This window comes from Flagellimonas allohymeniacidonis, from assembly GCF_004296335.1.
Classification (GTDB): Bacteria; Bacteroidota; Bacteroidia; order Flavobacteriales; family Flavobacteriaceae; genus Flagellimonas; species Flagellimonas allohymeniacidonis.
Map to the genome: position 1 here is coordinate 617,693 of NZ_SGIU01000002.1, position 19,471 is coordinate 637,163.

Annotated in this window: 20 protein-coding genes and 1 tRNA gene; 18 read left to right on the forward strand and 3 right to left on the reverse strand. The window is 42.3% G+C overall.

What is annotated here, in order from left to right:
- Positions 1-300 precede the first annotated feature (300 nt).
- Positions 301-382, reverse strand: a tRNA-Leu gene (locus tag EW142_RS11065).
- A gap of 162 nt (positions 383-544) precedes the next feature.
- Here EW142_RS11065 and EW142_RS11070 point away from each other — a divergent pair.
- The 3 genes from EW142_RS11070 to pth all read left to right on the forward strand — a co-directional run bounded on the left by EW142_RS11070 (position 545) and on the right by pth (position 2,886).
- Complete coding sequence (locus EW142_RS11070; RefSeq protein ID WP_130613825.1) at positions 545-1,486, forward strand: ribose-phosphate pyrophosphokinase; 942 nt, start codon at positions 545-547, stop codon at positions 1,484-1,486.
- Positions 1,487-1,502: 16 nt separating this feature from the next.
- Positions 1,503-2,162, forward strand: a complete 660-nt coding sequence (locus tag EW142_RS11075) for a 50S ribosomal protein L25/general stress protein Ctc (RefSeq protein ID WP_130613827.1) — start codon at positions 1,503-1,505, stop codon at positions 2,160-2,162.
- Positions 2,163-2,256: 94 nt separating this feature from the next.
- A complete protein-coding gene (gene pth, locus EW142_RS11080; RefSeq protein WP_130613829.1) occupies positions 2,257-2,886 on the forward strand; it encodes an aminoacyl-tRNA hydrolase in 630 nt (209 codons plus the stop codon).
- Here the strand turns inward: pth and EW142_RS11085 are convergent, their stop codons facing one another.
- On the reverse strand, positions 2,887-3,573 hold the full coding sequence (locus EW142_RS11085; RefSeq protein WP_130613831.1) for a hypothetical protein: 687 nt from the start codon (positions 3,571-3,573) through the stop codon (positions 2,887-2,889).
- Positions 3,570-7,340: a reprolysin-like metallopeptidase gene (locus EW142_RS11090; protein ID WP_130613833.1), complete on the reverse strand. Its 3,771-nt coding sequence runs from the start codon at positions 7,338-7,340 to the stop codon at positions 3,570-3,572. Before EW142_RS11090 ends, EW142_RS11085 begins: the two co-directional genes overlap by 4 nt.
- 54 nt (positions 7,341-7,394) lie before the next feature.
- On the opposite strand from EW142_RS11090, the gene EW142_RS11095 reads away from it, so the two are divergent.
- From EW142_RS11095 to EW142_RS11165, 15 genes are all read left to right on the forward strand, one after another.
- Positions 7,395-8,321 (forward strand): bifunctional riboflavin kinase/FAD synthetase, encoded by a 927-nt coding sequence (locus tag EW142_RS11095; protein WP_130613835.1) that lies wholly within the window; start codon positions 7,395-7,397, stop codon positions 8,319-8,321.
- A gap of 1 nt (position 8,322) precedes the next feature.
- Entirely contained in the window at positions 8,323-9,642 is a 1,320-nt protein-coding gene (locus tag EW142_RS11100; protein ID WP_130613837.1) for an HTTM domain-containing protein, read from the forward strand.
- 48 nt (positions 9,643-9,690) lie between these two features.
- Positions 9,691-10,962, forward strand: a complete 1,272-nt coding sequence (gene serS, locus EW142_RS11105; protein ID WP_130613838.1) for a serine--tRNA ligase — start codon at positions 9,691-9,693, stop codon at positions 10,960-10,962.
- Positions 10,963-11,040: 78 nt separating this feature from the next.
- Positions 11,041-12,828, forward strand: a complete 1,788-nt coding sequence (locus EW142_RS11110) for a tetratricopeptide repeat protein (protein WP_130613840.1) — start codon at positions 11,041-11,043, stop codon at positions 12,826-12,828.
- Between the two features lie 35 nt (positions 12,829-12,863).
- Positions 12,864-13,181: a DUF4286 family protein gene (locus tag EW142_RS11115; RefSeq protein ID WP_130613841.1), complete on the forward strand. Its 318-nt coding sequence runs from the start codon at positions 12,864-12,866 to the stop codon at positions 13,179-13,181.
- A gap of 3 nt (positions 13,182-13,184) precedes the next feature.
- The gene (locus EW142_RS11120; RefSeq protein WP_165395264.1) at positions 13,185-13,493 is read left to right on the forward strand and encodes a gamma-glutamylcyclotransferase family protein; all 309 of its coding nucleotides are present in this window, start codon (positions 13,185-13,187) and stop codon (positions 13,491-13,493) included.
- Between the two features lie 18 nt (positions 13,494-13,511).
- Positions 13,512-14,384, forward strand: a complete 873-nt coding sequence (gene rsmA, locus EW142_RS11125) for a 16S rRNA (adenine(1518)-N(6)/adenine(1519)-N(6))-dimethyltransferase RsmA (RefSeq protein WP_130613844.1) — start codon at positions 13,512-13,514, stop codon at positions 14,382-14,384.
- Positions 14,371-15,723 (forward strand): magnesium transporter, encoded by a 1,353-nt coding sequence (gene mgtE, locus EW142_RS11130; protein WP_130613846.1) that lies wholly within the window; start codon positions 14,371-14,373, stop codon positions 15,721-15,723. Before rsmA ends, mgtE begins: the two co-directional genes overlap by 14 nt.
- A gap of 9 nt (positions 15,724-15,732) precedes the next feature.
- Entirely contained in the window at positions 15,733-16,098 is a 366-nt protein-coding gene (locus EW142_RS11135; RefSeq protein WP_130613848.1) for a cupin domain-containing protein, read from the forward strand.
- The gene (locus tag EW142_RS11140; protein ID WP_130613850.1) at positions 16,095-17,027 is read left to right on the forward strand and encodes a 2-hydroxyacid dehydrogenase; all 933 of its coding nucleotides are present in this window, start codon (positions 16,095-16,097) and stop codon (positions 17,025-17,027) included. The genes EW142_RS11135 and EW142_RS11140 overlap by 4 nt, the downstream gene beginning before the upstream one ends.
- A gap of 9 nt (positions 17,028-17,036) precedes the next feature.
- Positions 17,037-17,453 (forward strand): response regulator transcription factor, encoded by a 417-nt coding sequence (locus EW142_RS16965; RefSeq protein WP_130613852.1) that lies wholly within the window; start codon positions 17,037-17,039, stop codon positions 17,451-17,453.
- A 97-nt stretch (positions 17,454-17,550) separates the two neighbouring features.
- On the forward strand, positions 17,551-18,057 hold the full coding sequence (locus EW142_RS11150) for a DUF4199 domain-containing protein (RefSeq protein ID WP_130613854.1): 507 nt from the start codon (positions 17,551-17,553) through the stop codon (positions 18,055-18,057).
- 7 nt (positions 18,058-18,064) lie between these two features.
- Positions 18,065-18,526, forward strand: a complete 462-nt coding sequence (locus tag EW142_RS11155) for a DUF1801 domain-containing protein (RefSeq protein ID WP_130613856.1) — start codon at positions 18,065-18,067, stop codon at positions 18,524-18,526.
- A complete protein-coding gene (locus EW142_RS11160; protein WP_130613857.1) occupies positions 18,523-18,909 on the forward strand; it encodes a VOC family protein in 387 nt (128 codons plus the stop codon). Before EW142_RS11155 ends, EW142_RS11160 begins: the two co-directional genes overlap by 4 nt.
- 54 nt (positions 18,910-18,963) lie before the next feature.
- Positions 18,964-19,437: a YtxH domain-containing protein gene (locus EW142_RS11165; RefSeq protein WP_130613859.1), complete on the forward strand. Its 474-nt coding sequence runs from the start codon at positions 18,964-18,966 to the stop codon at positions 19,435-19,437.
- Positions 19,438-19,471: the final 34 nt, after the last annotated feature.

Genomic DNA, 19,471 nt, shown 5'->3' on the forward strand with positions numbered 1-19,471 from the left:
TGAGGTTACCTTAATGTAAGAATATTCAAACGTATCCATTACCGCCCATTCTTGGGAATATATGTTGTATTTCACCGATCATTTGTTGTGAATGGTCGATTAATCGATGAGTAACCTCCGAAAATTCAAACGTCTTGCAGTCGTTGTGTGTGGGTCTTTGCTTACCAAAATTTCCCTCGAACCAATGTAGCCAGTCGATCTGAGGAAATGTGAGTTTATTCACTAACTAGTTCCAGATAAAGTTTGAAGAAGAAAGGAGACAAAAAAAGGCCCGGTTTTAAAACCGGGCCTTTAAAGAAGTACCTTGGGTGGGAATCGAACCCACACTCCCGAAAGAACTGGATTTTGAATCCAGCGCGTCTACCAATTCCGCCACCAAGGCATTTCAATAGATCCTTTTTTCAAAGGGACTGCAAAGCTAAAAAATAATTTCATTTACAACCAAAAATACCTCCATTAATCCTTTAGCAACCCGAATTAATTTTTAAATTTGCACCTCGTTTAAAAAAAAGCGATTTAAAACGCTATCTAACAAGAGATTGCAATGCCATATCAAGTTCCAGAACCAAAAATTTTCGCCTGTACCCAGAGCACTACCTTGGGTGAGAAGATTGCTGAGTCGTATGGGGCCGATTTGGGCAAAGTGCACTTTTCTAAATATAGTGATGGTGAATTCCAACCCTCTTTTGAGGAGTCCATTCGGGGAGCGCGCATTTTCATTATAGGTTCTTCACATCCCGGACCTGAAAATCTTATGGAAATGTTGCTTATGCTGGATGCTGCCAAAAGAGCTTCGGCCAGACACATAACAGCTGTAATGCCCTACTTCGGTTGGGCCAGACAAGACCGAAAGGATAAACCACGGGTGCCCATTGCCGCCAAATTGGTGGCCAAAATGCTTGAGACAGCAGGGGCCACTCGAATTATCACTATGGATTTGCACGCCGATCAAATTCAAGGATTTTTCGAAAAGCCTGTTGACCATTTGTTCGCGTCTACTCTCTTTTTACCTTATTTGAGAGCCCTAAATTTGGAGAATCTTTGTATAGCATCCCCAGATATGGGTGGTTCAAAAAGAGCCTATGCCTACTCGAAGGCGTTGGAAAGTGATGTGGTGATTTGCTACAAACAACGCGCCAAAGCGAATGTAATCTCGCATATGGAGCTCATTGGCGACGTAAAGGGAAAAAATGTGGTATTGGTGGATGACATGGTGGATACAGCAGGAACTCTCACCAAAGCGGCAGATTTGATGATGGAGAGAGGCGCTGTGAGTGTTCGAGCCATCACCACCCATGGATTACTTTCCGGTGATGCATATGAAAAAATAGGAAGTTCAAAATTGGCCGAGCTTATCGTTACCGATTCAATTCCGGTAGCACAAAAACACGATAAGGTAAAGGTTTTAAGTTGTGCAGAGCTCTTTTCGGATGTGATGCACCGAGTGCACCATAACACGTCAATTTCGTCAAAGTTTTTAATGTAAATTTTAATTATAAATAATGAAGTCAATTACAATCAAAGGATCCCAAAGAGAAAGCGTGGGCAAGGTATCGACCAAAGCCTTACGTAATGCTGGAAAGGTCCCTTGCGTGATATACGGAGGGGAAAAACCATTGCATTTTTCAGCAGATGAACTTGCGTTCAAAAACTTGGTTTACACCTCAAACGCATACACAGCCGTAATTGAGCTGGAAGATGGCCAGAAAATCGAAGCGGTATTACAGGATATCCAATTCCATCCTGTTACCGATAAGATACTGCACATCGATTTCTACCAATTGTTCAAAGATCGTGCAGTTACCGTGAATATACCCGTCCGATTGGAAGGTAATTCTCCAGGTGTTCGAAATGGTGGACGATTGCTTTTCAGAAAGCGTAAACTATCCATTAAGGCATTGCCCGATTTGTTGCCTGATTTTATCACTATTGATATTTCAAAGCTTCGAATTGGTGGTACCATTGCTGTGGAAACCTTATTGAATGATGATTACACCATTCTTCACCCAGATAGCACTGCTGTTGTTCAGGTTAAAGCCTCCAGAACTTCAGTTGAAGATGAGGAAGAGGAAGAAGAAGAAATTGAAGGTGCAGAAGGTGCAGAAGGAACCGAAGCTACTGCTGAAGGCGCTGAGGCTCCAGCTGCAGAGGCCGCAGAATAGTTTCTTATACTTCAAAACATATCAAGAGCATCCCTATCAACTTGAAAAAGTATATGGGATGCTTTTGTATTTTTGATCAAATGAGAAAGCATACATGCTCAAATTCATTAAAGCACTCTTTGGTGTTCCTAAACAGGTATTGAACGAAACCGACAACATGAAGAAATTTCTTATCGTAGGTCTTGGGAATATCGGTTCGGAGTATGAGGAAACAAGGCACAATATTGGTTTCAAAATAATGGATTTTCTTTCCGATCAGGAAGATTTCACCTTTACCACCGCCAAATTGGGTGATATTGCGTCCTTTAAGTACAAAGGCAGAAGTATTCTGTGCCTCAAACCATCTACCTACATGAACCTCAGTGGGAAATCTGTAAAATACTGGTTGGAAAAGGAGAAAATACCCATGGAAAACCTATTGATCATTACTGATGACATCAACCTCCCTTTTGGAACCATTCGATTAAAGACCAAAGGGAGCGACGGGGGACACAATGGCCTGAAAAACATTCAGAATATTATGCAGACCATACAATACAATCGGTTTCGTTTCGGCGTGGGGTCAGATTTCAGCAAAGGAAAGCAAGTGGACTATGTACTTGGAAAGTGGGGTCCTGAAGAAGAAAAGGCACTGCCAGAACGGCTGAAAAAATCAACGGACCTCATCCGCTCTTTCATATTTGCTGGTGTAAAGAACACCATGAACCTGTATAACAATACCTGATCAGAATACCTTGAATTCGAAAACTCCAGAATTCGAAGTGTTTCCTTCGCTGTCGGTTGTAATCACCCTCCAATAATACACTATCCCTGACTCAACACTGACATCTAAATCTGTTGTGATGGCATCAGGTGTAGCAATGGAAGTTGTGGGCGGGTTCTGATCGGAAAAGAACACCTCAAAAGAAGTAATATCATTTTCAACGTCGGCTCCAATCCATTCCAATGTGACCTCATTGGACATGTTTCTCTGCACTGTGGAACCCGAAACCGGCCGGACCAATTGCGCAGGAAAAGGAGGATAGGTGGTTTGTGACCCAGCGTTGTAAAACAACCAGGTTTCACTTACAGCGGTCTGATCTGAACTTGAACTAAGTGAGGTGACCGACCAAGAATAAGGGGCTCCCTTATTGATGGAGAGACTTGCCGATGTAGACGCGGTAGAGATGGTTTGGGGCACATTGGTATCCAGATTTACAACAATCAGCGTATAACTATCGGTATTGGAAGAGGCTTGCCATTGAAAAGTAACTTGGCTCAAATCTTCATTAATACTTACCCCAGTGGTACATTCTGAACTTTCCTCAGGAAACACCAATTGGGCTCCTTCAGGAGAAGGTGGCGGGTCGTCATTTCCCCCACAAGACGTCAACAATGCCAATATCAATAAACAAAACCAACAGTGTCTCATCTCTTTATCATTTTAAATTCTTTGTTCAACTGGGCTCCTTGCAGTCTTAGATAATAAACCCCTGTTGGAAGGGCTGAAAAGTCCATTTCGAGTTCACTGCCGTCCACTCTTCTTGAATCCGTCATTACAAGTCTCCCTTCTGCAGAAAATACCTGAATGAAGACATCCCCAATTTCTCTGCTGATAAAAACTTTAGTACTTGCACCAATTGGATTTGGATATAGAATTCCACTAAAAGAAACCCTGAAAGTACCTTCGAAAGAACCCTGACAAGGAAGATTGGTAAATACCTTAAGAGTATTCAAACCTTCTTTAAGCTCAATTTCAAGTTCAGAATTTTCCGTTTGCTGCACCAATCCATTGAGTTCCACATTGTACAAACTGCCCCCCTCCAAATTGAGAGAAACAACACCATCTTGTTGAACCGCAGAAACGCTAAGAATATCAGGTTCTGAAACCACAATATCGAAACAAACTTCTTGGTAGTTGATTGTACCATCAGTGCCGTTAATACAAAGCGAATAATTTCCCGCAGTTAAGTTTTCGAACGTCTGCGAGGTGGTGAAATCAGCATTTAACGTCGTACCTGACCCATCCAAGGTTGCCGTGTAGGTCAAAGCTGTGTTGGTCGTACTAATGGCGACAGAGCCATCATTATTGTTTCTGCAGGACTCACTTTGGATCTCAACCAAAAAGTTATCCGCAGGAAGTCGATTTACCGGACATCCACTTGTATCCACTTCAACTCCTTTTGGGGTACCTAAACAAAGATCGTCCCCATCGTCAAAAACCCCATCTTCGTCCTCATCGGGTCTAAAGGTGCCTTCCACGCATACTTCAAGGGTAAAACCAATCAGTGAACCGCCGTCCCCTGGTGCGGTATCTTGAATTTCCAAGGTCCATTCACCCAAGGTGGACTCTCCCACAAAAGATGACAAGGCTCCAATAGGACGGATAGTACCCGATATCGCGGGATTTCCGGAGCAGGAAATATCCGTGCCATCATCATCAAAAACAGCATTAATGTTATTTAGATCACCGCAAGTATTTGAAATAAGAGCTACCCTTGTGCCTGCCGGAGAAATCAAGTGAATAACCAAATCCTCAAGATAAGTATGATTCAGCTCGAGGTCAATATTCACATCGGAGACCGAAAGATCTTCAAAAATGGAAACCGAGGTGGAAATTGTGGATGTGCCCGCAGGTGAAATCGAAATCGGTAAATTATTAGCTTCAAGAGTTTTGCAATCCACTGTAACCGTCGTAAATGTAAAAGGTGTACCGAAGGTTCCAGTGCCACAACCGTTGCTTGGACGTACCCTCCAAAAATAAGAAGTCTCCGAATCCAAATTGGATGAGGTGTAAGACGTAAACGGAATTGATGCTGACTCCACAATGTTGCTAAAACCAATATCCGTAGCAATTTCTATATCATAATTCGTAAAGGCTGGGTTGGCCTGCCACGTAAACTCAGCATTAACGGGAACATCGGATTCGGAATCAGCTGGGGACACCAAAACCACATCGCCGAAAGTTCCATCTTGGACCACAAGGCTCAATTCTACATTTTTGGTAACCGTAGCTGAAGTGGATGTAACAGTGATTGTATAAACACCTGGCGTCACACTCCCAGTATTGGACAAGGTCAGGTTCACTGCTGTATCATTGGCATCGGCCTGGATAGGAGCAAATGCGCTCGTCATTCCTGCCGGAACATTTGCAGAGAAAGTAGATGTTTCACTAAACCCACCAAAAGTCTGATAGGTAAACGGGATAATAATATCATTGGGCTGACATACCTCATAGGACAATTCCTGGAAATTAAGAACCACATCGGTTTCTTGAATGGTAAAATTGGAAGAATTGACTGCGAAAAAGACATTATCGCTCGCTTTTACCATGATGCGAGCATTGGTTGAGGCATTGCCCGGCATTTGCACATCCTCCGTGCCATCGTTCAAGGTTCCTTGTAAAACGGTTATAGGGAAGGTAATGCCTCCGTCGATACTCATGAAAATATCAACGGTTTGTGCATTGATAGGAGCAATATCAGTATTGGCAACGTCCCATGTTATGGTCTGAACCGAACCTGCCTCATAAATCTCGTTGGTACTTTGGGAAGTAATGGTAAAAGGCCCCGCAGAACCAATGACATTGACATCCAAGAGATCTGAGACCACTTGCCCGCCTCCAACCGCGTTGTCTCTCACTGTAAGGGCAAAGCTCAAATCGCGTTGAATGTTAGAAACCGTTTCCCACGCCCCATTTAATGGTGGATTGGTTTGCGTAAGACTTCCTTGTATGACCCTTGATAGCCTAGGAAAATAACGTTGGGGGCTAATACTCGGAGGTAATGACCTAAAGTTTGCCCCAACTGGACTCTCAGGTCCAAAAGTACTTGTGGTGACCACCCCGTCATCAATTTGTTCCCAAGTATAGGTAAGCACATCTCCCACATCACTGTCGGAGGCTACTCCCTCTAGAACAAAAGCTGTCCCCTGGGGAATGATAAAGTCCCCAATTGGTGTGACCGTGGGAGGGTTGTTCGTTAATGCCGTATTCTCGCCACAACTCACCGTGGCCAGGTAATTGCGTATTTGAAATATGCTGTTGTAGTGAAAATAATCGTCTCCATTGGGTTGTACATTATTTCCGGGAACAATGCCTGCATACCCCATAATGGTAGTCCCACTTGCCGGTTCTGCTTGAACTCCAGTACCTTCTGACTCAAAGGACCATGTATGGTTTGCTCCAAATTGATGTCCCAGCTCATGTGCTACAAAATCCAAATCGAATACATCCCCCTGAGGCGTAAATGCTGAGGCAAATGCACTTCCCTTGCGATTATCCTCGCACACAGCACCAATAAATCCTGCATTACCATTGTCTTGTCCCTGTCCTACCCGATTGAACAAATGGCCCACATCGTAGTTGGCTTCACCAATGGTCGTGGTAAGCGTACTTTGTACTTGTGCATTCAAATTTCCATTATACGGATCAGTGGCTGCGTTGGTGAATATGACCAAATCGTTGTTGGGAATCAACTCTAACGTCACGCCCAAATCCGTTTCAAAAACCTCATTGACCCTGGTAAGGGTAGCATTTATTGCGGCAAGGGCATCTGCAACAGTGCCCCCATGAAAGCTAGTATATTCTCCTGTCGTAGAGACGGCGATTCTAAATTTGCGCAACACCTGATCGTCTACAAGGGGTGATAAGGTTTTTTGAACCAGTTGTTGCATCTTCTCTGTTTCACATACAAAATCTTGTTTTGAGGTAAGGGAAGATTCCTTATCGTAAACAACGTACACATCGCTTGCATTCGCCACTGGTTCCATAAAACTGGTGCTGTTTCCTTCAACGGAAACCATCATCCCCTGAAAACCTTTATGTGATTGACTTAATTTGATGCGGTATTGGTTGTCCAAACTTTGCCCACTGTAAGACTTGATTCCTGGGTATTTCTTCGAAAGTTCCGGATGGAGGACCGAAGTTTCTTTTATCTGAAAAGCAATGAGTTCACCTTTTGAATTGGGCAAATGGATAACGTTGCCCGAAGTTTTGGAACTGGAAGCCGCAGGCAGTTTCGACTTGAAAGTCTCTTTGCTTAAGCCAAAGACCTTGCCTTGTTTCCGCACATCCTGAAGGGAAGCACTCTTATATTCTTCCTTCGCTGAAATAGACTTCCAATAGTCCTGTTGGGAGAAAGTACAAAAGGAGCTAAAAAATATGGTTATTGAAAAAACAAGATGTAATTTAGCTTTCATGCATAAGTAGCGTAAGGAGATTTCAAAAATAAGCCTTTTTTTATTTTCTCATTTGTGGAGACAATCCAAGGTATTTCTCAATTTAAAAGCTCGTTCCAAACCGCAGTGACCATAGGCACCTTTGATGGGGTACATATCGGACACCGCAGAATACTGGAACGCCTCATAAATGATGCCAAAACTGCTGGCCTAAAGTCTACTGTCCTTACTTTTTTTCCGCATCCCAGGATGGTTTTGCAAAAGGATACCGACATCAAACTCCTGAATACCTTAGATGAAAAGAAGCAAATCATGGAAGGACTTGGGCTTGATTATTTGATTGTTCATCCGTTTACCAAAGCATTTTCAAGACTTTCTGCTACGGAATTCGTTCGAGACATTTTAGTCAATTCCCTTAAAACCAAAAAGATAGTAATTGGCTACGACCATCGATTTGGTAGAAACCGTAATGCCAACATTCAAGATTTAATGACCTTCGGCAACACGCTCGATTTTGAAGTAGAGGAAATCCCCGTGCAAGAAATAGATGATGTGTCCGTGAGTTCCACCAAAATTAGAAATGCTCTGCATGAAGGTGATATTGAAACGGCCAATAATTATTTGAACTACCCCTACATGTTGACTGGCGCTATTAAAAAAGGTAGAGGACTGGGGAAACAATTTGGATTTCCTACGGCAAACCTGCATATAGAGGAATCCTATAAGTTAATTCCGAAAAATGGCGTTTACGTGATTAAGGGAATATTGGGCGCTAAAGAGCATCATGGGATGATGAACATTGGTTATAACCCCACGGTTTCTGGAGGCAAGAAAAGTATCGAAATACATTTCTTTGATTACGATGGTGACCTTTACGACCAGAAAATCCAGGTTCGACTTCTGCATCGCATTCGCGATGAACACAAATTTGATTCTGTGCAGGATTTACAGAATCAATTGAAAAAAGATAGGCAACAATCCCTGCAATTAATCTCCAAATAAGGTGCAGAACCAATTCCTATTTCGAAAAATTGACAATGCGCAACTAGTGACTTTCCGTATTTTCTACGGTTTATTGATAAGTGCAGAGTGTTACGGAGCCATTGCCACTGGATGGGTACGCAGAACTTTAGTGGAACCCAAATTCACTTTTTCCTTCATTGGTTTTGAATGGTTGCAGCCCCTGCCGGGAAACGGTATGTATATCTATTTTGCCATCATGGGCACCTTGGGCATCTTGATAACTCTGGGATACAAATATCGATTCAACGCCTTTCTTTTCGCCTTTATGTGGGCAGGGGTGTATTTAATGCAAAAAACCTCATACAACAATCACTACTATTTGTTAATGTTATTGGCTTTTATCATGGCCATGCTTCCAGCAAGCCGTGATGTTTCTTTGGACAGTAAACTGAATCCCGGCTTCCGTTCAAAAACCATGTACAACTACATCCGCTGGTTGATTATCCTGCAATTGTTCATTGTGTATACCTATGCCTCGGTGGCCAAACTTTATGGGGATTGGTTGGATTTTAGTATCATCGAAATCCTGATGCGAGGGAAACAAGATTATTGGCTTATTGGCGATTTCTTACAGCTCGAATGGGTGCACAAGATAGTGGCCGTTTTTGGAATTTTGTTCGATTTGCTTGTGGTTCCTGCCCTACTTTGGAAGCCTACGAGAAACATTTTCTTGGGACTTTCCATATTCTTTCATTTGTTCAACAGTATTGTTTTCCAAATTGGAATCTTTCCCTACCTCTCGTTAGCTTTTATTGTATTCTTTTATGACCCAAAGACGATTCGAAAAATCTTCTTGAGAAATAAAGGTGCAGAAATCACAAACGAAGTGGTTTATCCCAAAAATCACAAATTGCTTATCGGTGCCTTATCCATCTATTTCGTGGTGCAATTAATATTGCCCCTACGTCATCACACCTTTTCCGATGATGTTCTTTGGACCGAAGAAGGACATAGGATGAGTTGGCGGATGATGTTGCGAAGTCGCTCTGGAAACATTCGTGTTAAGGTAGTCATTAAAAAGACAGGGCAAACCAATTTTGTAAAACTTGACGATCATCTCACCAAAAAGCAAAGGCGCAAAGTAGCCTGTTACCCAGATTTTACCTGGCAGTTCGCACAATACCTTAAAAAGGAGTATGCCAGAAATGGTGAAGATATCGAGGTGTATGTCGTGAATCATGTTAAAGTGAATGGTAGCAAGTATGCCGAGTTTATCGACCCCGATGTGGATTTGGCCAGTGTTCCTTGGAAACACTTTTCCCATAACGAATGGATAAGGTCTTCTCCGGGCAAAGAATAGTTGCCCTACTTAACGGTTTCGTTTAAATTTGCCCTTCAAAAATAGGCCATGCTGCAATTGCAAATCATTCGGGAAAATAAGGACTCCATTCTGAAAGCCTTGAAAAAGAGGAATATCGATGCTGAACCCGTCGTGAACGCCGTTTTGGACTTGGATGAAAAAAGACGTTCCATTCAAGCTAAATTGGATGCTACCTTGGCTGAATCAAATAAGCTTTCCAAAGAAATCGGTTCTCTGTTTAAATCTGGCAAGGCTGAGGAAGCCAACGCATTAAAAAGCAAAACAGCAGATTTAAAAGAAGCTTCCAAACAAATGGGGGAAGACCTGAACCTCGCCATTGAGGCCTTGCAGAACCAACTGTACCAGATTCCGAATATTCCGCACGAATCTGTTCCTTCTGGAAATACTGATGAAGACAATGAAGAGGTCTCTCGTGAAGGAGACGTTCCTGTATTGGATGACAAAGCCCTACCCCATTGGGAGTTAGCTAAAAAATACGATATCATCGATTTTGAGTTGGGTGCAAAAATCACAGGCGCAGGATTTCCTGTGTATAAAGGCAAGGGTGCAAAATTGCAACGCGCCCTAATTTCCTATTTCCTAGATAAAAATACAGAGGCAGGCTACGCAGAGGTTCAACCACCTTTAATGATCAATGAGGCTTCTGGTTATGGTACAGGGCAATTACCCGACAAAGAAGGTCAAATGTACCATGTGCAAGCCGACGACCTTTACCTCATCCCCACGGCAGAGGTACCCATTACCAATCTACACCGAGGCGATTTGCTCTCCATGAAAGATTTTCCCATTACCTATACGGGTTATACCCCATGCTTCAGAAGAGAGGCAGGTAGTTATGGGGCCCATGTTCGTGGCCTAAACCGTCTGCACCAGTTTGACAAAGTGGAAATTGTTCGCATTGAACATCCAAACAATTCCTATCAAGCTTTGGACGACATGGTGGAGCATGTCAAGACCATCCTTCGTGAATTGAAATTGCCCTACCGTATTTTACGATTATGTGGTGGAGACTTAGGTTTCACCTCAGCCTTGACCTACGACTTTGAGGTGTTCTCCACAGCACAAGACCGATGGCTGGAAATTAGTTCTGTATCCAATTTTGAAACCTATCAAGCCAATCGGTTAAAACTCCGTTTTAAAGATGAAAATGGGAAAAGCCAACTGGCCCATACGCTAAATGGAAGTTCACTGGCCTTGCCAAGGGTTTTAGCTGGGATTCTTGAGAACTACCAAACCCCAGACGGTATAAAAATTCCTGAAGTATTGGTACCCTACTGCGGTTTTGAGGAGATCAATTAGGCAACAATTGCATTAAATTTGGATTCGCTTAACAGATTCCATGGGCAATCTGCGTTATATTTGAAATAAAACACCGTATTGCGCCACCTACTAGTTTTCTTTACTTTTTTCTTGTTATTAAGTTCTTCCCACGGTCAAGAAGACTTTTTGGCCAAACAGTACTTTAAGGATGGGGATTATAAAAAAGCCGTAGTCTTCTTTGAAAAATTAGTTCAAAAAAATCCCAGGCGTACCGATTATGCCGAAGGCCTTGTAGCCTGCTACCAACAATTGGAACGCTACCAGGATGCGGAGAAATTTCTTTTGCAAAAACTGGAGGAATCCTATGCGTTTCCCACATTTTATATTGAGTTGGGATACAATTATACCCTTCAACGACAACCCGAAAAAGCTACAGCGTTCTATGACCAAGCGCTTCAAAAAATAGATGAAAATCCCAATTTCGGTTATAGTATCGGCTACCGTTTTCAAAAATATGCGCTTCTGGACCAAGCTATCAAAGCCTATACAAGGGCGATGGCCTTAAAGCCAGACTTGAACTATGATTTTCAACTGGCAAGAATCTATGGGGAACAAGGAGATGTAGAAAAAATGTTTCGTTCTTACCTCAATATTATTGCCCAAGGGAAAACCTCTCGCTCCAACATACTTCGAAACATTGACGAATTCATTTCCGAAGATCCTTCCAACCAAAACAATGTCATTTTAAGAAAAGTATTGCTGAAAAATGCCCAGCAGAATCCTGATGTGCTTTGGAATGAGCTTTTAAGTTGGCTTTTTGTTCAGCAGAAACAGTATGAAAGAGCTTTTGGGCAGGAAAAAGCGATATACAAACGTACCAACGAATCTTCTTTACAACGAATTGAAGACTTAGGGCACATTGCTTTGGAAGACAAGGCCAATGAATCGGCTACTTCTATTTTTGAATTTGTGGTTGAAAGCAGCAATGATCCCATTACCCGCCTCAACGCCAACCTTAACCTAATTGATATTGAATTGGAAGCGTCAGATAAAAAGGGATTGGAAGCCATTGAAAAGAAGTATTTGAAGCTCGTTGCAGAATACGGCAATGAAAGCCAAACGCAGCAGTTACAAATAGCATATGCCAACTTTTTGACCTTTAAAAAGAACACCCCAGCACCGGCCATCGGCATGCTAAAGGAAAGTTTGGAGCTCCCATTAGGCAGAATGGTCGAAGCCTACTTGAAAATGGCACTTGGGGATATTCTGGTGTATGATCGAAAATTCAATCAGGCACTCATCTATTTTACCCAAATCCAGAAGCGATTAAAGAATGATGTATTGGGACAAGATGCCCGCTACAAAGTGGCCCAAACCAGTTTTTATAAAGGAGATTTCGATTGGGCACTTACCCAGTTAAAGGTATTGCGAGGGTCAACCTCCCAGCTTATCGCCAATGATGCCATGCAATTGAGCCTGCTGATTTCCGATAATTCTTTGGAGGATTCTACCCAAACCGCCCTTAAAAAATATGCCAGGGCCGATCTATTAGCCTATCAAAACAAAACCGAGAAGGCCATTTCGGCTTTGGAGGACATTTTGCAAAACCACAAGGGTGAGAAAATTGAGGATGAAGCACTCTTAAGACAGGGACAATTGCTTGAAGGACAGAAGAGATATCAAGACGCCGAATTCAATTATCAAAAGATTGTGGAGTTTTATTCGGATGGGATTTTGGCAGATGATGCCCACTACGCCCTTGGAGAATTATACCGAAACATTCTAGCTGAACCTGAAAAAGCAAAGTATCATTACGAAAAAATCATCTACAACTATCAGGATAGCTATTATTTCCCCAAAGCCCGGAAGCACTTTAGAAGGCTTCGTGGTGATGCCATTAACTGATTCTTCTCTACTTTTGGCATATCAAACCAAGAGCGATGCTGATTTACAACGTTACCATAAACATTGACGAAAGCGTTCATGATGAATGGCTTCATTGGATGCGCGATAAGCACATTCCCGATATGCTGTCCACTGGCAAATTTTCACATGCCAAAATGATGAAAGTATTGGTTGAGGAAGATATGGGAGGGGTAACCTATTCCGTTCAGTATACCACGAAGGACCGAAGCACTTTGGAAGCGTACTACAAGGAGGATGCTGAGAAAATGAGAGGGGATGGTCTTCAACGCTTTGCCGATAAATTTGTGGCCTTCCGAACCGAACTGGAGGTGGTAAGCCAGCAAATACCCTAAATCTTGGATTATCTTTTTACCTACGGCACGCTTCAAGATGCGCAAGTTCAAATTTATGTTTTTGGCAAGCCCTTAATCGGCTCAATTGATGTTCTAACAGGTTTTCAAAAAACCGATGCCGCGGTTTACCAAAGGTATCCTCTGGTCATAAAAACAAATCAACAAGAACATGAAGTAGAAGGCGTCGCTTACGAGGTTTCCGAGATAGATCTAAAGAAAGCCGACATTTACGAAACCAGCGCCTACAAACGGGAAAAGTTCCAACTCAAATCGGGGAAATGGGCGTGGGTTTATGTCGAAAATTCCAACTAACTTGCAGAAAAACGTCCCGTGTCCAAGAAAAACTACAAAAAGCTTGCGAAAAGCAAGTCCAAAAGGCCTACAAACGGGAAAGACCCCGCCGCTGTTACTGCAAAAAAGCATTTAGGGCAGCACTTTTTAACCGACGAAAATATAGCCAAGCAAATTGCGGACACCTTGTCCCTTCAAGGTTATAACAATGTTCTGGAAATAGGGCCTGGCATGGGTATTCTGACAAAGTTTTTGCTCCTTCGTGGAGTTGATTTGGTGGCTATGGATTTGGATGAGGAGTCCATCGTCTATTTAAACCATAGTTTTCGATTGGAACATCCGGAGGTGTTCAAAAGAAATAACAAGCTCAATATCATTGAAGCAGATTTTTTGAAATTTGATCTTAAACAGCTCTATGGCGAGGAACAGTTTGCTATTACAGGCAACTTTCCCTACAACATATCAAGTCAAATTGTTTTCAAGCTACTGGAAATGCGCAATCAGATTCCCGAATTCTCAGGCATGTTTCAAAAGGAAGTGGCCCAACGCATTTGTGAAAAACCAGGAACAAAAACCTACGGTATCCTTTCTGTTTTGGTGCAGGCCTTTTATGAAGCCGAATATCTTTTCACCGTGCATCCCCAAGTATTCGACCCTCCGCCAAAGGTACAATCGGGAGTTCTCCGATTGGCCAGAAAAAAGGAGTTCAAACTTGATTGTGACGAACATTTATTTTTCAAAGTAGTGAAGACTGCTTTCAATCAAAGAAGGAAGACTTTGCGCAATAGTCTTAAAACCTTCGATCTTTCCGATAATCTAAAAGAAGATACTATATTTGACCAGCGCCCGGAACAGCTGGGAGTATCAGACTTTGTGGCGCTCACTCAGCAAATTGCCAATGACCCCGTTTAAACTCACAGATGAGCTATTAGTTGATATTCGGCAGTTGATCGCGGATAAAAAGAATACTACCCTGCGGTCAATGATGAAGGAATTCCACTATGCGGATATCGCTGAGATTGCCGATGAGCTTAGCGTTGAGGAAGCTACCTATCTCATTAAGTTGCTGGATAGCGAAAAAACCTCTGATATTCTTGCAGAGATGCATGAGGATGTGCGGGAATCGGTTTTGAACAACCTTTCCGCAAAGGAAATTGCGGGCGAGCTTGAAGCCCTCGATACCGATGATGCCGCAGATATTGTGGGTGAGCTCCCCAAGGAAATCATCCAGGAGGTCATTTCAGAAATTGAAGATCGAGAACATGCCAAAGACATCGTTGATCTTTTGCGATACGATGAAGACACGGCAGGTGGACTCATGGCAAAGGAGTTGGTCAAGGTGAATGAAAATTGGAACGTTCTTACCTGCGTAAAGGAAATGCGTGCCCAGGCAGAAAATGTTACCCGCGTCCATTCCATTTATGTAGTGGATGATGAAGGCAAACTTAAAGGAAGGTTGTCCCTGAAAGATTTATTGACCACCTCGACCACAACCCATATCAAAGATGTATACATTTCAAAGGTAGACTCCGTTACCGTTAATGAAAAAGGAGAGGAAGTGGCCAAAATTATGTCCAAATATGACCTTGAAGCCATTCCTGTAGTGGATGAAATAGGTCGGTTGGTAGGACGCATCACCATCGATGATATTGTGGATGTCATCCGAGAGGAAGCTGATAAGGATTATCAATTGGCTGCCGGTATTTCACAAGATGTGGAAGCTGATGACAGCATTTGGGAACTTACCCGGGCACGACTTCCCTGGTTGATATTGGGGCTTTTTGGTGGCCTTGGGGCTGCTGCCATAATGGGTGGTTTTGAGGAAATGATAGCCAAACATGCCATTTTATTTTTCTTTACACCCTTGATAGCGGCAATGGCCGGAAATGTAGGAGTGCAGTCCAGTGCCATTATAGTGCAAGGTTTGGCCAATGATGACTTAAAGGGGAGTATTGGTAATCGGCTCATCAAAGAGATGTTGCTCGCCCTTTTAAACGGATTGATATTAGCCGTTTTATTGATGGTCTTTACCTGGTTGTGGAAAGGTGATTTCAATATGGCTTTGGCAATTTCCGTATCGTTGGTTGCCGTAATTGTCGTCGCCGGTATTATTGGAACGTTCATTCCCTTGTTTTTAAATCAAAGAGGAATTGATCCTGCCATTGCCACTGGACCGTTCATTACCACAAGCAATGATATTTTCGGAATTCTAATTTATTTCATGATAGCCAAAGTCATTCTTGGCATTTAATTCTTGAATATGAAACCCATTAATCTTAAAAAGAAACACGCCGAGTTTGCCCAAAAATGGCATCCACATCAAATTGCTGTAGTTGATGATATGCAGGTGTTGCTCGCTAAACTTCAAGGTCAATTTGTTTGGCATGCCCATGAAAACGAGGATGAGCTGTTTCAAGTGGTAAAAGGCACCCTTTATATGCAATTTCGGGATAGAACCGAAGTGGTCAACGAGGGTGAGATTATTGTTGTCCCCAAAGGAGTGGAACACAATCCTATGACCAAAAATGGTGAGGAAGTCCACGTACTGCTGTTTGAAAAACTAAGTACCGCACATACTGGGGCGGTGCAACATGAAATGACCCAAACGGAGTATCCGAAAATATGAAAGTACTCCATTTAGACATTAACCATCCATTAATCATTGATCAGTTCAAGGAATTGGGATTTGAAAATGATGAAGACTACACCTCGACCAAAGAAGAAGTTGAGAAGAAAATCCACTTATATGACGGTGTCATCATTCGAAGTCGATTTACCATTGATCGCCAGTTTTTGGATCGGGCTACCCAGTTAAAATTTATTGGTCGACTGGGGGCCGGTTTGGAAAACATGGATGTCGAATACGCCAAAGAAAAAGATGTTTTCCTTGCTTCGGCACCTGAAGGAAATAGAAACGCGGTTGGCGAACATACGCTGGGGATGCTCTTGGCCTTAATGAACAAGATGACCAAAGCCAATCGAGAAGTAAAAAAAGGAAAATGGGACCGAGAAGGCAATCGCGGCGTCGAACTTGAAGGAAAAACTGTTGGCATAATCGGCTACGGAAACATGGGAAAGGCCTTTGCCAAAAAACTGATAGGTTTTGACGTGGAAGTCATTTGTTATGATATTGTTGGTGGTGTTGGTGATGACAATGCAAGACAGGTGGGCATCATGGAGTTTCAGCAGAAATCTGATGTGATAAGTCTGCATGTGCCCCAAACCGAAAGTACCGTTGGTATGATGAATTCTGAATTTATCAATGAATTTCATAAACCTTTTTGGCTCTTGAACACGGCACGCGGAAAATGTGTTGTGACCAAAGATTTGGTGGCAGGGCTCAAATCTGGAAAAATCTTGGGCGCTGGATTGGACGTTTTGGAATATGAGAAAAAATCTTTCGAAAACATGTTTGCCCAAAAGCCCAAGGCCTTCAAATATTTAAAAAAGGCCAAAAACGTGTTGCTTACGCCTCATGTGGCTGGATGGACGGTGGAGAGCAAGGAAAAACTCGCACAGACCATTGTGGACAAAGTCAAAGAGAGATTTTGTTAAATTTAATGGGTGAAAAAGACCATTTTCGTTTTTTCGGCACTTATTGTCGCTTTACTTGTTCTCTTCAAGTTAAGTGAATACTCCTATATCTCCGGAGACCTGGGGATAGAAACGGTTATTTCCGTGGTTGCCATTCTTTTTTTTGCAATCGGTGTCTACATCAATAAGAGAACTTCAAAAAGACAAGGGACCAGTGTTGATGAAATTGATAAAGAAAAAGTACAGTATCTCGGAATCAGCAAGCGAGAATATGAGGTTTTGGTTCATATCTCAAAAGGGCTTTCAAATAGAGAGATTGGTGATACGCTGCATGTATCGGAAAGCACTGTCAAAACCCATGTTTCCAATCTGCTGGTAAAATTGGATGCGAAGCGAAGAACGCAGGCCATACAAAAGGCCAAAGAGTTGAAAATCATAGCTGCTTAGATCAAATCCGACCAAGTACCGTGAATTTGGTACTTTAGTATGAACTGCATTGGCTGCCCCCACCTTACTTTTGAACCAACCGTAAAACACAAACATTATGAAAAAAACAGTCATCCGCTACGGTACGTACGGTGCCATTTGTATCTCCGTTCTTTTCCTTCTAAGTTGGACGCTATTATCCGAATTTCCCCTTGCTACCCAAGAGGTTTTGGGGTATGCCGCCATGATTGTATCCCTAGGCTTTGTATTCTTCGGTATAAAGCATTTTAGGGATCATGAAAACGACGGAAAGGTCAGTTTCAAAAAAGCATTGACCATTGGTGTTCTGATCAGTTTGATCACTGCCTTGGTCTTTGGAGTATTGGATATCTTCTATACAGAGGTTCTCAATCCAGAGTTTATGGACTCTTATTACGAACAAACGGCAAAAAAAATGGAGGAAACTTTATCCGCGGAAGAGTTTAAAGTGAAGCTGACCGAATTGGAGGCTCAAAAAGAGATGTTTGGAAATCCTTTATTTTCTTTCTTGCTTATGGCAATGACCGTTTTTGTCATCGGATTTATCATATCCTTGATTTCTTCACTCATTTTGCAACGTAAATAGAACAACCATGACCATAGATGCCAAAACTCCTGATGAATACATTGAGAAAATTCCAGAAGAACGAAAAGCGGCCGTATCTAAACTACGGGAGACCATAAAAAGCAATTTGCCCAAAGGTTTCGAGGAATGTATCAGTTATAAAATGATTGGTTACGTGGTGCCGCATTCCCTTTACCCTGATGGCTATCACTGCGATACAAAACTCCCGCTCCCCTTCATCAACATTGCATCACAAAAGAACTTTGTTGCCCTTTATCATTCTGGGATCTATGCGGATAAGGACTTGTTGGATTGGTTTGTTCAGGAGTATCCAAAATATGTGAAAACCAAATTGGATATGGGTAAAAGTTGTGTTCGATTTAAGAAAATCGACAACATTCCCTACGATTTGATTGCTAGCTTATGTCAAAAAATGACACCTCAGCAATGGATTGCATTGTATGAAAAAAATGTAAAAACAAAGAGATGAAAAACAGAGTAACCGGCTTGGGCGGATTTTTCTTTAAAGCCCAGAATCCAGATCATATCAAGGAATGGTATAAAAATCACCTGGGAATTCCAACAGACAATTATGGTTGGAGTTTCTGGTGGAAAGATGCCGAAGGTAACGATTGCATGACGCAGTGGAGTCCGATGAAGGATGACACCACCTATTTTGCACCCAGCGAAAAACAGTTTATGATGAACTTCAGGGTCGAAAATTTGGTAGAGCTTTTAGCTGCTTTGGAAAAGGAAGGGGTCACCATCGTGGGAGAAATACAGGAATTTGACTACGGTAAATTTGGCTGGATTCTGGATCCAGAAGGCAACAAATTAGAACTTTGGGAACCTGTTGATAAAGCATTCCTCTAGCTATTGAAATAATCCTTATTTTTAGAGGATTACAACCAACAAATTAATAGCACTATGTCTGACGAAAAAAAAGATTTAGGAGATAAAGCGGAAGAAGCTTTCGACAAAGCCAAAGAAACAGCGAAGGAAGCTGCCGAAGATGCCAAGGAAGCCGCCAAGGATTTTACCGAGGAAGCCAAGGAGGCAGCCCAAGAATTTAAGGAGGATGTCAAGGAAGCTTTTGATCCTGCAAACCCTGAGAGTGGCAAGACTGTGGCCATCATTGCCCATCTTACCTTGATTGGATGGATCATTGCCATCATTATGAACAGTAGCAACAAAACAGAGCTGGGTTCTTTTTATATTAGACAGGTTCTCGGTATAATGCTGGTAGGTTTTGTTCTGGGAATCATTCCTGTAGTAAATCTTATCGGATGGATTTTCCCTCTGATCTTATGGATAGTCAGTTTAATAGGTTCCATCAATGGACATCAGAAACCCGTTTTTCTGGTTGGAGAGTATTTCCAAAACTGGTTTAAAGGGTTATAATTCATATACAAAAAGTCAGAAAATATACTTCTGG